Origin of the sequence: Ureibacillus manganicus DSM 26584, from assembly GCF_000772945.1 — a bacterium.
Lineage (GTDB): Bacteria > Bacillota > Bacilli > Bacillales_A > Planococcaceae > Ureibacillus > Ureibacillus manganicus.
The window spans coordinates 13,337-27,537 of the sequence record NZ_JPVN01000019.1 but is presented as its reverse complement, the minus strand read 5'-3'; the positions used below and the strand labels follow the sequence as shown (position 1 = coordinate 27,537).

Annotated in this window: 17 protein-coding genes and 2 other annotated features; of the genes, 12 read left to right on the top strand and 5 right to left on the bottom strand. The window is 33.7% G+C overall.

What is annotated here, in order from left to right:
- Nucleotides 1-34 precede the first annotated feature (34 nt).
- From CD29_RS14465 to lysS, 3 genes are all read left to right on the top strand, one after another.
- The gene (locus CD29_RS14465; RefSeq protein WP_036188337.1) at nucleotides 35-433 is read left to right on the top strand and encodes a VOC family protein; all 399 of its coding nucleotides are present in this window, start codon (nucleotides 35-37) and stop codon (nucleotides 431-433) included.
- Between the two features lie 18 nt (nucleotides 434-451).
- Nucleotides 452-916, top strand: a complete 465-nt coding sequence (locus CD29_RS14460) for an SRPBCC family protein (RefSeq protein WP_036188335.1) — start codon at nucleotides 452-454, stop codon at nucleotides 914-916.
- A gap of 81 nt (nucleotides 917-997) precedes the next feature.
- Nucleotides 998-1,256 (top strand) — a binding site (T-box leader).
- Between the two features lie 203 nt (nucleotides 1,257-1,459).
- Nucleotides 1,460-2,920 (top strand): lysine--tRNA ligase, encoded by a 1,461-nt coding sequence (gene lysS / locus CD29_RS14455; protein WP_052124184.1) that lies wholly within the window; start codon nucleotides 1,460-1,462, stop codon nucleotides 2,918-2,920.
- A gap of 174 nt (nucleotides 2,921-3,094) precedes the next feature.
- Here lysS and CD29_RS14450 read toward each other — a convergent pair whose 3' ends face one another.
- The 3 genes from CD29_RS14450 to CD29_RS14440 all read right to left on the bottom strand — a co-directional run bounded on the left by CD29_RS14450 (nucleotide 3,095) and on the right by CD29_RS14440 (nucleotide 4,516).
- A complete protein-coding gene (locus CD29_RS14450) occupies nucleotides 3,095-3,520 on the bottom strand; it encodes an SRPBCC family protein (protein WP_036188333.1) in 426 nt (141 codons plus the stop codon).
- A gap of 179 nt (nucleotides 3,521-3,699) precedes the next feature.
- Nucleotides 3,700-4,194, bottom strand: coding sequence for a hypothetical protein (locus CD29_RS14445; protein WP_036188331.1), 495 nt, complete (start codon nucleotides 4,192-4,194; stop codon nucleotides 3,700-3,702).
- 46 nt (nucleotides 4,195-4,240) lie between these two features.
- Nucleotides 4,241-4,516, bottom strand: coding sequence for a hypothetical protein (locus tag CD29_RS14440; protein WP_036188329.1), 276 nt, complete (start codon nucleotides 4,514-4,516; stop codon nucleotides 4,241-4,243).
- A gap of 580 nt (nucleotides 4,517-5,096) precedes the next feature.
- Here CD29_RS14440 and CD29_RS14435 point away from each other — a divergent pair.
- From CD29_RS14435 to CD29_RS14405, 7 genes are all read left to right on the top strand, one after another.
- A complete protein-coding gene (locus CD29_RS14435) occupies nucleotides 5,097-6,233 on the top strand; it encodes a cation:proton antiporter (protein WP_036188327.1) in 1,137 nt (378 codons plus the stop codon).
- A gap of 101 nt (nucleotides 6,234-6,334) precedes the next feature.
- Nucleotides 6,335-6,577: a binding site (T-box leader), on the top strand.
- A gap of 83 nt (nucleotides 6,578-6,660) precedes the next feature.
- Nucleotides 6,661-7,875, top strand: coding sequence for a tyrosine--tRNA ligase (tyrS, locus tag CD29_RS14430; RefSeq protein WP_036188325.1), 1,215 nt, complete (start codon nucleotides 6,661-6,663; stop codon nucleotides 7,873-7,875).
- Between the two features lie 100 nt (nucleotides 7,876-7,975).
- On the top strand, nucleotides 7,976-8,413 hold the full coding sequence (locus tag CD29_RS14425; protein ID WP_036188323.1) for a hypothetical protein: 438 nt from the start codon (nucleotides 7,976-7,978) through the stop codon (nucleotides 8,411-8,413).
- Nucleotides 8,414-8,531: 118 nt separating this feature from the next.
- Nucleotides 8,532-9,098, top strand: coding sequence for a hypothetical protein (locus CD29_RS14420; protein WP_169716191.1), 567 nt, complete (start codon nucleotides 8,532-8,534; stop codon nucleotides 9,096-9,098).
- A gap of 24 nt (nucleotides 9,099-9,122) precedes the next feature.
- Nucleotides 9,123-9,425 (top strand): YciI family protein, encoded by a 303-nt coding sequence (locus tag CD29_RS14415; protein ID WP_036188320.1) that lies wholly within the window; start codon nucleotides 9,123-9,125, stop codon nucleotides 9,423-9,425.
- Between the two features lie 50 nt (nucleotides 9,426-9,475).
- On the top strand, nucleotides 9,476-10,357 hold the full coding sequence (locus CD29_RS14410) for a GNAT family N-acetyltransferase (protein WP_036188317.1): 882 nt from the start codon (nucleotides 9,476-9,478) through the stop codon (nucleotides 10,355-10,357).
- A 325-nt stretch (nucleotides 10,358-10,682) separates the two neighbouring features.
- Nucleotides 10,683-11,306, top strand: a complete 624-nt coding sequence (locus tag CD29_RS14405) for an ECF transporter S component (protein ID WP_036188314.1) — start codon at nucleotides 10,683-10,685, stop codon at nucleotides 11,304-11,306.
- A 105-nt stretch (nucleotides 11,307-11,411) separates the two neighbouring features.
- Here the strand turns inward: CD29_RS14405 and CD29_RS14400 are convergent, their stop codons facing one another.
- The gene (locus CD29_RS14400) at nucleotides 11,412-11,783 is read right to left on the bottom strand and encodes an iron chaperone (protein ID WP_036188311.1); all 372 of its coding nucleotides are present in this window, start codon (nucleotides 11,781-11,783) and stop codon (nucleotides 11,412-11,414) included.
- A 37-nt stretch (nucleotides 11,784-11,820) separates the two neighbouring features.
- Complete coding sequence (locus CD29_RS14395; protein ID WP_036188308.1) at nucleotides 11,821-12,300, bottom strand: GyrI-like domain-containing protein; 480 nt, start codon at nucleotides 12,298-12,300, stop codon at nucleotides 11,821-11,823.
- A 109-nt stretch (nucleotides 12,301-12,409) separates the two neighbouring features.
- Here CD29_RS14395 and CD29_RS14390 point away from each other — a divergent pair, with 109 nt between their 5' ends.
- Entirely contained in the window at nucleotides 12,410-13,369 is a 960-nt protein-coding gene (locus tag CD29_RS14390) for a helix-turn-helix transcriptional regulator (RefSeq protein ID WP_036188305.1), read from the top strand.
- 139 nt (nucleotides 13,370-13,508) lie between these two features.
- Nucleotides 13,509-14,150, top strand: a complete 642-nt coding sequence (locus CD29_RS14385) for a kinase (RefSeq protein ID WP_052124187.1) — start codon at nucleotides 13,509-13,511, stop codon at nucleotides 14,148-14,150.
- Nucleotides 14,151-14,201: the final 51 nt, after the last annotated feature.

Below are 14,201 nucleotides of genomic sequence, written 5' to 3'. Positions count from 1 at the left end.
TTATTTATTTAATTATTTTAAGGGGAGATCTATTTTGAAAATCATAGTAACTAGTATTTTTGTTGAAGATCAGGACAAGGCATTAGAGTTTTATACAAAAAAACTTGAATTTCAATTAAAACATGACGTACCAGCTGGAGAATATCGATGGATTGCACTTGTTTCCCCAGAAGATCAAGACGGTACTGAACTAATACTTGAACCAAACAATCATCCAGCAGCAAAAGAATATCAAAAAAAGCTATTTACAGATGGTATTCCAGTAACAATGTTTGGTGTAGAAAATATTAATGAAGAATATGAAAGACTAACAAATTTAGGAGTGCAATTTAAAATGAAGCCTACAGATGTTGGTCAAGTCACAATCGCTATTTTCAACGACACATGTGGCAATCTAATTCAAATCGCACAACAAAATAATCCTAAAAATTAATGCGATAGGAGAATATAAATGACATTAACAAATAGAATTGCAACTGCAAAAGTAGAAATGCTAATTAGAAAGCCTGTAGAAGAAGTGTTCAAGGCTTTTATTAACCCCTCTATCACAACAAAATTTTGGTTTACTAGAAGTAGTGGGAATTTAGAAGTGGGAAAACGAATTCTTTGGGATTGGGAGATGTATGTTGTTTCCGCAGAATTAGATGTACTAGAAGTAGAACAAAACAAAAGAATACTTATCAAATTTGATGATGATACGACTGCAGAGTGGATTTTTACACCTCGAGCTGAAGGAACATTTGTATCAATTATGAATACCGGATATAAAGGTAGTTCGGATGAAATCGTTCAACAGGTGATTGATTCAACAGGTGGATATACGATTGTTCTTTGTGGTTTAAAAGCACTCCTAGAGTATAACGTGATCTTAAATCTTGTAGCGGACAAGTTTCCTGATGCAAACGTGAATAGTTAACGTTCGCTGTTTAAAAATTATTGGAAAAATTATTTGACTGAATATTTAAAATAGTATATTATATAGAAAATTTAAACGTAATATAATGCTATGATGAGAAGAGTAGTTTTGATTGATTATTTAAAGAGAGCTCCGGTTGGTGGGAAGGAGTAATAATGATCTTAATGAAAAAAGGCTCTGAGCTTTGCACGGATCTAAGAGTTCTTAGTGATACTGCAACGGGATCTCCCGTTATAGAGATAGGGTATACGCAAGTTTAATTGCCGTACCCGAAAAGGTTGATATGGCGACATATCAATAAACTGAGGTGGTACCGCGAATCTATACTCTCGCCCTCAAGATGAAAATCTTGGGGGTGGGAGTTTTTTTATTTTTATAAGATTATTTGAGAATTACAATGTTTGAATCATGTTGTATATAACGCTTCTCATGGTCAAATGAACAGAAATTCCAGAGAAATGTCCCATGAGCTGCCTTGCCAAATTCTTGCAAAATAGTTGGATTGATTACCTTCATAAATGACTAAAGAACGGAGTGAATAGTATGAGTAATGATCAAACATCCTTAAGAATCGAAAAAATGCTAACGTTACAATCAAATGGAGTTCAAATTTATCCTGAAAGGTTTTCTACAAACTATGATCTAAATGATGCAGCTCTGCTTGAAGATGGTACTTCTGGTATAAGAGTAGCCGGTAGAATAATGAGTATTCGAAACTTTAGTAAACTAACATTTATCACCATCGCAAACATACAAGGAAGTCTGCAACTTATCCTAAAAAAAGATGAAATTGGTGAGGAGCATTTTAATCAATTTCATCAATTATTCGATATTGGAGATTTTATCGGTGCGGAAGGACATATGTATTCAACGAAAACGAATGAAAAAACCCTTCGTATAGAAAGCTATGTTTTCCTAGGGAAGGCATTAAGAACACTTCCTGAAAAATGGCATGGGTTGAGTAACATTGACCTGAGATATAGACAACGTTACTTAGATTTAATGATGACAAAGGAGACGCAAAATCGTTTACTAGCAAGAACTAAACTAGTACGTGCCATTCGTAGATTTTTTGAGGACCGAGACTTCTTAGAAGTAGAAACTCCTATTCTACAACATACTTCTTCGGGTGCTTTAGCTAAGCCTTTTCGGACATATCATAATTCATTAGATACGGACTTAAACTTACGAATAGCACCAGAAACTTATTTAAAAAGATTAATTGTCGGAGGTTTTACGAGAGTTTTTGAATTTGCAAAGTGCTTTAGAAACGAGGGAATTAGTCCACAACATCTACAAGAATTTACAATGGTTGAAGGTTATGCGGCATACTGGAATTACGAAGATACTATGAAATTTATGCGTGAAATGGTTTTATTCGTTTTGGAACAAACCTTCAAAACGACTACAATTTCCATACAGGGTAAAACAATAGACTTTTCACAAGAATGGGATGTCATTTCTTTTAGAGATTTAATACTAAGAGACACAGGGATTAATATTGATTTTTTTCCGGATGTGAAAAACTTATATAAGGAAACGCTAAGAAGAAATATACATTTAGAAAATCCTGAAATTGAATCATTAGGTAGAGGAAATTTTATCGATCTTCTATACAAAAAAATGTGTCGACCGAAATTAATAAAACCTACTTTTCTTATTAAACATCCAATCGATTTATCTCCGTTAGCTAGGGCAAATGATGAAAATCCTACTCTCACAGACAGGTTCCAACTAGTGGTTAATGGCGCGGAAATCATTAATGCTTATTCGGAGCTGGTCGATCCTCTCGAACAGAGAAGAAGGCTAGAAGCCCAGGCTCTGTTGAAAAGTAATGGAGATTTAGAAGCAATGGAAATGGATGAAGATTATTTAACTGCAATGGAATATGGAATGCCTCCTATATCGGGATGGGGATTTGGCATTGAAAGACTACTGATGGTGTTAACAGATAGCGACACGATAAAAGATTGCGTTTTATTTCCATTAACTAAAAAACAATAATAACTTTGTAAAAGGAGCATTAATCCGAATCGGATTAATGCTCTCAATTGAAGGGGATTATTGGTGAAATCTATAAATCTTACTGCTCTAGTTTAGAGTTGTAAGGTCTAACGATAAAATGGCAGATCTGTTGGTAACCACAGAACTGCCATTTTTATTTTGTAGAATTGAAATCTATTTATAAGTTTGCTCAGCGTATCGTTTGAAATTATCTAAAATTGCCTGCCATCCTTGCTGTTGAAATTCGATTGGATGTTCTGTTTCGGCATCAAATGTTTCAATTACTTTTGTTTCGTTTCCTTGGCCTTGAAAGTTGACTGTTACTTTTCTTCCATCTTCCATTGTGTACGAAATAACCTCATGCAATTTCACTTCATTGTAGATTCCACCAAAATCAAACCCCATACTACCATCTTTTGCTTCCATTCTTGAAACAAATTTGCCCCCAACTTGTAGATCATTTTCAGCAAATGGTGAATGCCACTCATCAGAAGCAAAACTCCATTTTGTCATATGAGTTGGCTCTGTCCAATATTCCCATACCTTTTCCACTGGTGCCTGAACAGTTGTTTCTATTGTTACTTCTTTAAATTCTCCCATTATTTTCCCACCTTTTACTATAAATATTATTAGTTTTAATTCCTAAGATTAATTTACTCCAATATCATAAGTTTATATAGTAAAGATTATTCAAAAATACACAAAAAAAGAAGTAATATTCAACTTACTAACCGTTAAATATTACTATCTTCAATTCGTCAAGTTAATAGAAGTACAAACTAGTTTGATTTACATAAAACAATGATCTGATATGGTGTCGTTTGAGCAGGGATACTTTTTGTGGAAGGTCCATAGATTACGATTAAATCACGATTACCTGGAAATCTTGTAAAACCTTGCCCATTAGTTAATAACATTTTGGTAAAAGGAGATAAGTTTATTCGTAATTGACCATCGCTACTTACTAGTTGATTGTTAAAATAACTAACTTTTACATTTTGATTTGGATTCTCTTTAACCATTACTATTGCTTGATACTGAGGAGGATAAATAAGGATTGCAGGTAAATCTCCATCATAATAGCCAGTCACGCGATCGCCAATTCTGATCATTTCGTGGTTAACAAAGTAAGTAGATGGAGAAACCACGAAGTTTACGATTGAACCCGATTCATTTTCTAAAGTAAATAATTTGTAGCAACCATCATCATTTTGCCCAGTTAAAAATTCACTAATTGCTGTTACAGTACCATTAAATGAATAAAAATTAGTCATAGGATACCTCCAAATGTTCTAATCACAAGATATGGCTCGCATTATTTTAATAAAGTGTAGGGGTAGGTGGGCATGTAACAGCATCTATAAATCTTGGGTCAATTCCATAGAATTGCCAGAAGGCACCATTCCATCGATATCCAGATATTTCTCCATATTCAACACGAGTTGGGTAAAACCAAAATTGTTCCCCATTTATAAGCCATACATAAGTGTTTTGATATAAACAATCGACGATATAGGATATAGAGGGCTTTGGTGGTATGAAGGGTGGGGGAGGATATTGCGGTCCCATTGTTCCCTCAGGTTGGAAAAATCCCATATAAAGTCACTCCTTTAATTTCAATCCTCACATTATATGTTGAAAGAAAGTGAAAGGACTCACTCTAAACACGGCTAATTGTAACACCGAAGAAAAGTCGCTCATAAACTGCACAAAGTTGCGCAAAAGTTGCTCGTAAATTCGCACATGCGCTGAAGTTGCTCATAACCGTAAAAAAGTCGCTCATAAAATACCTAAAGTCGCTCATAAGCACACAAAAGTCGCTCGTAAATTTTCGGTGGCGCTGGAGTTGATCATATCTAGAAAAACTTGATCATAACCAGGGAAAAGTTGCTCATAAGCACACGAAAGTCGCTCATAATTTCGGGCTAGCGTTGAAGTTTTAACCTACTATTTTATCTACTAATCTTTAGATTTATGTTGGTCAATTAATTCAATAAACTCTCTTATAATAGAAAATATTAAACTTTTTGCGTATAAACCATTTACAAAGCAGAAAAATACTATTATACTAGAAAAATAAATTTTAATTATTGAACGCAACACATGGAGGAGTCAGTCATTACTGGCCCCTCTATGTGTTTTTTTATGTTCAAAATATATTTTATGGAGGTATAGGATGTTCATTTTACAAATTGTCATCATATTACTAGCTACGAAACTAGCAGGTGAGTTAAGTATACGATTAGGACAGCCCTCTGTTCTTGGTAAGATTATTGTTGGGATTATTTTAGGACCAGCACTCCTTGGTTGGGTTCATGATACTGAATTAGTAAGTGTCTTTAGTCAAATAGGAGTTCTTCTTTTAATGTTTTTAGCGGGGCTTGAAACGAATTTAAAGGATTTAAACGAAAATAAAAAATCCGCTTTGTTAGTTGCACTCGGTGGAATTGTTGTTCCGATTATCATGTCCTATATAGTTGCACAATTTTATGATTTCTCAATGCCGGAATCTATTTTCATAGGTTTACTATTATCAGCAACTTCGGTAAGTATCTCAGTGCAAGTGTTAAGAGAGCTTGGATGGCTTAATAGTAAGGAAGGATCGGCTTTATTAGGTGCTGCGGTACTAGATGACATTATCGTTGTAATCCTTATTGCAATTGCAATGAGTGTATTTGCAGGTGCGGATACGAATATAGCTTTGTTAATAGGGAAGAAAATTGTATTCTTTATTATCATCATTTTAGCTTCGAAATGGTTAGTACCAAAATTCATCCAAATCTTTTCTAAGTTTAAAGTGACAGAAGGTGTATTGAGCGCGGGATTAATCATTTGTTTCGGGTTTGCTTATTTTGCTGAATATGTAGGGGTTGCAGGGATTATTGGCACATTTTTCGCCGGATTAGCAATTGCACAAACGAATTATGGACATGAAATAGAAAAGCAAGTTCAGCCAATTGCTTACGGAATTTTTGTTCCATTCTTCTTTGTAAGTATTGGGTTATCAGTTTCCTTTGTAGGTATTGGGGATCAAATTGGATTTATGGTTATTTTCTCTATCATTGCAATTGTTTCTAAATTCATAGGTTCGGGAATAGGTGCTCGATTATCTGGATTTAATAATAGGTCCTCAATGGGAATTGGTGCAGGGATGATTTCACGAGGAGAAGTGGCACTAATCCTAGCTGCACTTGGATTAGAAGGTGGTTTATTACCAACTGATTATTATACTTCTGTAATCATTGTTATCATCGTTACAACTTTAGTAACGCCACCTCTACTAAAAGTTATTTTTGGAACAAGAAATGCTTAAAGAAAATTTTTAGTATTGACAAAATTATATTATTGGATAAAATAAGTAACAATTAAGATGTGCATGACAAAGATTTGTTTTCGACATTTCGAAGTATAATAACAAAGGCTATGATAAGAAAGAGTAGCAATCATGTAAACAAACAGAAAGCGACCGGTTGATGAGAGGTGCATGTTGAACGATTGTGAATACATCTTGGAGCTGTGTACCGAATTTAAGTAGGCTACACCGGTGGAGCACCCGTAATCATGTGCTGAAGTATCGTCAATTGACTGTACTTTCTGAGGTAAGTAATGTGAATTACTTACGAATTAAGGTGGTAACACGAGATAATCGTCCTTTTGGTATATCCAAAAGGGCGTTTTTTTATTGCCTTTTTCTTATCGAGCTTTCATTGATAAAAATCATATTTAAGGAGATGTTTCGTATGTTAGTTAAACCTGAAGAACAGTTGAAAATCATTAAAAAAGGAGTTCAACAAATTTTGGATGAACAAGAGTTATTCACAAAACTCGAAAATTCATACAATCAACAAAAGCCTTTAAACATAAAGTTAGGACTAGATCCATCTGCTCCTGATATCCATTTAGGTCATGCTGTAGTGTTGAGGAAAATAAAACAAATGCAAGATTTAGGGCATCAAGTAATTATTATTATTGGTGATTTTACAGGGCGAATTGGTGACCCAACAGGAAAAGCAAAAGGACGTGTCGCTCTAAGCGATGAACAAGTGAAAGCCAATGCAAAAACTTACTGTGAACAAATCTTCAAAGTATTAGAAGCAGAAAAAACAACTGTAAGATTTAACAGTGAATGGCTTTCTAAATTAACCTTTGAAGAAGTCATTCAATTAGCTGCAACTACTTCAGTTGCAAGAATATTAGAACGGGATGACTTTCAAAAACGCTACAATAATCACGTCCCGATTGGTATTCATGAATTTTTCTACCCACTTATGCAAGCATACGATTCCGTAGAAATCGAGGCAGATATCGAATTAGGTGGTACTGACCAAACCTTCAATATTTTGATGGGGCGTACACTTCAAAAACATTGGAATTTAGAAAAGCAAATAGCACTTTTCATGCCATTATTAGAAGGCCTAGATGGTGTAGAAAAAATGAGTAAAAGTCTTGGGAACTACATTGGGGTTAATGAACCAGCAGAAATAATGTTTAAAAAAGTAATGGAAGTACCAGATAATCTAATAATTAAATACTTTGAACTAGCAACAGATGAACATCCAGATGAGATTGAAAAAATAAAAAAACTTCTAGATCAAGGCACAAATCCAAGGGATATAAAATTGAAACTGGCTGAAATTATCACGAATTTATACTGGGGAGAAGAAGAAACGAAAAGGGCTATTGCATATTTCGAAGCTGCCTTTAGCAAAAAAGAAATCCCAGAAGACATTCCTGAATTGATAATTGAAATCGATAAGGAGACTCTACTGGACATAATCCCACAACTAGTTGAAATAGGGTTTGTTAAAAGTAAAAGTGAATTCCTTCGTTTATTGAAACAAAATGGCGTACAGCTCAATAAAGAAAAACTTAGTGAAGATGAGTTGGATCGTGTCTTAATGAACGGGGAAGTATTGCAAATTGGCAAAAAGAGATTCTTACAATTGATAAAATAGTAATCTACGAGGATTATTAATAAAGGAACATTAGTCCAAAGAAGGATTAATGTTCTTTTTATTGAAATTGTTAAGAGACCTTAGTATTGGAGGGGAAGGGATGTATAGTCGTGTTAGAAAATTCATTTGCTTAACAATAATACTTTTACTAGTGACGGGTTGCTCAAATACTGAGCCATTTGATGATAGGAACATTATATTTAAAGATGTTGAAACTAAAACGAGTGATTTTGAAATTTCTAAAAGGATTGAAATAACAAATCAAACTGGTTATGACTTAGTCAATCTGAAATTGAAACTTAGTTATACGACTAAAAACGATGACGCATCTGAGAGTGAAGAAAGTAATATTTTTGATGGGTTTAGCTTGAAAGCAGGGGAATCAAAAACAATCACAATTATAGTTGTTTTGAACGATAAAAATAATATAAACCTTGAAAATCCTACACTTGAATTTAGTGGAGAGTATACGGACTTTTATAAAAGAATACCTTTCGGAGTAGTGGGTCATTTAAGTGTACTTGTTGAACAGCAATAAGATTTCGTATGAAAGGGAGGGATATTCTATCACAAGTAGCGTTAATAAAAAGAAACCAAATATAAACATCCATCTATTTTTGGGATTAGGAACATGTATTTTAATATTGTCAAACACAGTGTTTAAGCTTCTTGATAATAGTTCATTGATATTTGCATTTATTTCATATGTATTATTTGCAGTGAGCTTTATATATTCTATTATTACTTTTTCTAAAATATGGTGGTTGTCTATTATTCAAATTATTACACTGTTTGTAGCAATCTATTTACCACAATATATACGAACTGAAGTGAATTTTTATCTTTATAAAGAAGATCGTGAAGAAATCATTCGAATGTTAGAAAGTGGTGAACTAAAAAAAGAGGCAGACCGTTACGGAAATAAAGGTTATAAATGGTATTATACTCCCCCGCAATATATGGGTTCGGTAAAATCACAAATGATAATGGCCACTAGGCATTCGGAAGATAAATTATATGTCTTTTTTCAATCTTCCGAACAACCATGGTTAGATTTCAGAGGTTTACAAGAAGGTTTTATTTATTCATCAACGGGTCAATATCCAACAGCACGAGAGTTTAATTATTCACATTATGAATACAAGAAGATTGACGAACACTGGTATTTTGTATCAGATGATTCAGAACGATTCAAAAAATCTTGTTTGTTATTATGTAACTGATCTATGAGAAAAGGAAGGTTAGAGATGGAACAATACTTGTATCAATTAAAATTAAAACCACACTACTTAATTAATGAAAATTGGACAGAAAAAGAGGAAGGGATTATAAGCCGCCACTTTCAACAGTTAAAGAAGTTTACGGAAGAAGGAAAAGTAATCTTAGCAGGGCGAACACTTAATGAAGATGAAAGTGGATTTGGTATTGTGATTTTTGAAGCTGAATCTGAAACTGAGGCAAATGAATTCATGGTAAGTGACCCTGCCATACGTGAGGGAATGATGGAAGGAACCTTATTTCCTTATCGCGTAGCGTTGATGAGAAAATAGTGAAAACGCTTGGGTTAGGATTGTATTTGATAAAAAATTGGAGAGAAAACATGACAGTATTCAAATTCTATAAGGATTACAAACACAATGAGGAATTAAGAACTAGTTTTAACTCGCTGGCAACAATAGTTTTCGGTATAAACTTTGAAGAATGGTATCAAAAGGGCTATTGGAATCAACGGTACATACCTTATTCTTTTGTTGATGAAGGAAAAGTGATTGCAAATGTTTCTGTTAACCTTCTGGATTTTGTTATAGAAGGTGAGACTAAAAGAGCGATACAAATAGGCACAGTTATGACACACCCTGATTACCGAAACAGAGGTCTTTCTGCGAAACTAATGAATCAAGTATTGGTAGAATATGAAAAACAGTATGACTTTATGTACCTATTCGCAAACCAAACAGTACTAGATTTTTACCCTAAATTTGGGTTCCAACAAACGAATGAAGTTCAGTTTTCGATTGATTACACACCATCAAACGGGAATGAATTTGGTCTTCAGAAATTGGATGGTAGTAACAAGGATCATCTTGATTTTATTTATAAAATTGCTTCTGAAAGAGTACCCGTTTCCAGTCGATTTGGAACGGCAAACACAGAAGGACTATTAATGTTTTATTCTATCTACGTATTTAGTAAAGATATATATTATGTAGAAGATGAAGAAGCAATAGTGATATTTATAAAAGAAGGCGAGCAAGTAAATATTTACGACATAATTAGTAGGGGAGTAGTGAATCTCGAAACTATTCTTTCTAAGATTACAGATAATGAAACAAATAGAATAGTGTTTCACTATAATCCTGATTATCCTGGGATTAAAACGCACAGTGAGATGTATCGTAGTAATGATGTGCTATTTGTTAGGGCGAGTGACAGTCAGAGCTTCCCATCAAACATAAAACATCCGATTACAGCCATAGCATAATATTACGGCATTAATTCGACAACCTAGATGACATTTCGTAGATTCTGTCAAAATATCCGTTACTACTAGTTAAATTTTCCATAAATTTTGGATCTATTGTCTAGTTGATCAGTATCTCTTTTTAGAATCATTGTCTTTTTGCAATTGACAACCTCTTTAGTAATCAACTAACATATTGTATTGATAGATTTCAAAATTAACTAATATTACTTTAAATCTTGGAAAAACTAAATCATAATCAAAAACAGAATGTACAGGATTCAGTATTTTTTCGGAAGTTTATGAATTTAGATTCAAGCTAATTTTTTTACTAAGGAGTAACATTTTGAAAATAAAAGACTTTACATTAACTACCACTTTTTTATCTATAATATTATTATTTGCGTTCACACCAATTGGGTTTATCCATTTAGGTGTCATTAAGGCAACGCTTATTCATATCCCAATCATCATGGCCTCCATTATTTTAGGACCTAAGATTGGCGCGGCTCTCGGATTTGTGTTTGGAATAACGAGCATTATTTCAAATACAGTTGCCCCTACATTATTATCATTTGCCTTTTCTCCGGCGATTCCTGTTTTGGGTACGGGACAAGGAAGTTTTTGGGCTTTATTGATTGCAATCTTACCGAGAGTAATGGTTGGTTTGCTTCCTTATTATATCTTTAAAATATTCCAAAAAGTTTTAGCAAAGAAAAAAACAAGTCAGAAAACAGCTTTTTTTCTAACGGGTTTGCTCTCAACGTTTATACATACAATTTTAGTTATGGGGTTAATCACGCTACTGTTCCAAGATGCATATGCACAGGCGATTGGTGTAGATAGTATCGGGGGAATCTTTATAGCTGTGTTCACAGTGTTCTTGACTAATGGTTTGGTTGAAGCAACACTAGCTGCTGTACTTACCGCAATAATAGCCCCACCATTACTAAAGTTAGCAAAAAAATAGAAATAAAATTGCGTTTATGATTAGTTCATCAATGAAAGTATTAAATAGTAAAGCAGGAAAGCGCCACTTACGAAAAATGGCGCTTTTCTCAATTTTACCCTATACTTATTTTCTCCAAAAGGTTGTACAATTTGCTTTATCCCAAATATTAAATTCAATCATTTTCTCAAGCAATGAGTAGTCCACTGGGTTTTTCCATGGAATTCTTATGATTTCCTTTGTGTAGTCGTAACCTGCCTTTACGATATCATCTTCTACATGTGATATTGTTACGCTTTCTGGAGCAACGGCCAAATGTTTTTTCGATACACTGAAGCCGATGATATATGTGCCGTGATCTGTAAACATTGGTTGATTCCATTTAATGACTGTCTCTAAATTTGGATATTTGTTTTTAATCCAATTAAATATTTCTTCCGTCTTTTCACGATACAAGGGATCGTCAATTCCCTTTAAAAAATCTTCAAAAGTCTCCATCCAATCCCCTCCTAAAAAAGTGAAAAGTTCTCACTTTCTAGTTTCTAACAACTGGAATCCACATTTCTCCATAGAACAATCCATCACGTTCTCCCATAATTACTGCAGCGTTTGGTCCACCTACATAAGAAACATCCGTTACCTCAGGCAACACTTGTCCAAAGGCAATGCCAGTTAGTGTATTCGCTAAATCTTCAGTAGATTGTGCTTCACCTTCGATAACGATATATTCGCCTTTAGGAAATTCAATCACTCTTGTAGCTTCCGGTAATGTTTTGTCTGTCATTACTCCAGCATAATGCATCATCTTATTATTTACAGCTTCGTTAACGATAAAAATGTAATCATTTGCAGCTAACGATTTTAAAGTGTCAAGCCTACCATCTTGTTGCACTGCGTTCCAAAAATCTGACTTTTCCTTCATGATACCTGCAAAATCAGTGTAAGGACTCTTAAGATCAGTTCCAAAACCTAGAACATTAAAGCTTTCTTTTTCTTCTAATTTATAATTTGCCATTTTCAAACCATCCTTTTTGTTTTATTTAACAAATGACTTGTGGACTTCATTTGATAGTTTTATCATAAGTTTAAATCATGTCAAAAAATGATACTGTTTAGGAGTTTTTATGAAAAAAGTTGAACGAATTAACATAATTATGCGATATATCAATAACCGTTCCCACTTTACAATCTCAGATATCATGCAAGAATTCAATATTTCCCGTTCGACAGCCATTCGAGATATCCGAGAAATCGAGTCAATGGGCATGCCTCTTGTCGCTGAAGTTGGGAGAGATGGCGGGTATTCTGTTATGAAAAACCAGGTCCTAGCTGATGTTCGTTTTACCGATTCTGAAGTAAAAGCACTGTTTATCGCATTTATGGCCACAAGAAATCAGCAGCTCCCATATCTTAAAAGTCGGCAGTCTGTTGCAGAAAAATTGCTAGGCCTCCTATCAGAAAACCAGCAAGACGATCTCGTTCTTTTAAATCAAATTTTGTTGTTTGAAGGCACTAATCCAAAAAATCCAAACTTACTTGATCTATCTGACCTTCCTCATCCCATGCTAGAAAAACTGATCCAAACAATTCTTATGGATCGTTATTTAGTAATCAAAGTGGAAAATGGAGATGATCAAGTGACTATTCCAATTTATCTTTTCCACCTTTATCGTGAAAAAAGCGTGTGGTTTATTGAAGGTTTTGATTTAAAAGTAGAAAAGAAGAAGGTTTTTCAAGTCGACCATTTAATCGAAGTCAAACCATATCAACCGAAAAAAAGACTGAGCAAGAAACAGATGTTAGAAAAACTAAGTACAAATGATGAAATAAACCTTATTATTGAACTCGGACCAAAAGCAATCGCTCAGTTTAAAAAGTACCATCCATTAAAATTGACTATTTCCTTTACGAATCCATACCAAGCAACAGCTATTTTAAAAACATATTTAAATGTAGAACAATCGGAAGAATTATTTGAAATGACCAATTGGCTACTATTTCTAGGTGATGATATCACTATCAAGAAAATGCCAAAGGAATTTAAAGAGATCATTCAAAGAAGACTAGGTAAAGTTTTTCCTTAATTGTACAAGTTATAAGCTCGGCTATTAAAAATGACAACCAATGATTTTCAACAAACAAGGCATTTTCCAAAAAAGGATATATTCTCATTTTGTTGAATTATTGAACTAAAGAGAGAAAGTATTGCAAAAGGAGCTAGGAATGAAGGAGTATGAATTAACACTTGAAAACTTAGTAAATAGAATATTTACTAAATATTTGACTCGATCCGATAAAAATCGTCCGTATATCGTAGCTATTGACGGTTTAAGTGGTGCAGGCAAAACAACATTAGTAAATAAGATAGAATCAGAACTCAAACAAAAGATTAATGTTGTTTTAATACATATTGATGACCATATTGTGGAAAGAAATAGAAGATATGATACAGGGTACGAGGAATGGTATGAGTATTATTATCTTCAGTGGAACGTTCAGTACCTCAAGGAAGTACTTTTTGAGAAACTATATAATAATAGTAAAATTTTATCCCTTCCTTTTTATGATAAAACAAGAGATACAACAAATCATAGGAGCATTTCTTTGTCACCTCAAACTATCGTAATTATAGAAGGTATTTTCCTACAAAGAAAAGAATGGAAAACATTTTATGATTATACAATTTTTATCGATTGTCCAAGGGAAGTAAGGTATACAAGAGTGTTAGAACGTGATAAGTATATTGGAGATGAGCAAGCAATACTTAATAAATATAATAGAAGATATTGGCCAGGAGAAGTACATTATATTGAGACTGAAAACCCTATGAAACTTGCTGATACTATTTATCATACAATTTACTAATAAGGTAATAGACTTTCAAATATAATGCTTTTAATATGTAAATGAAAAGGG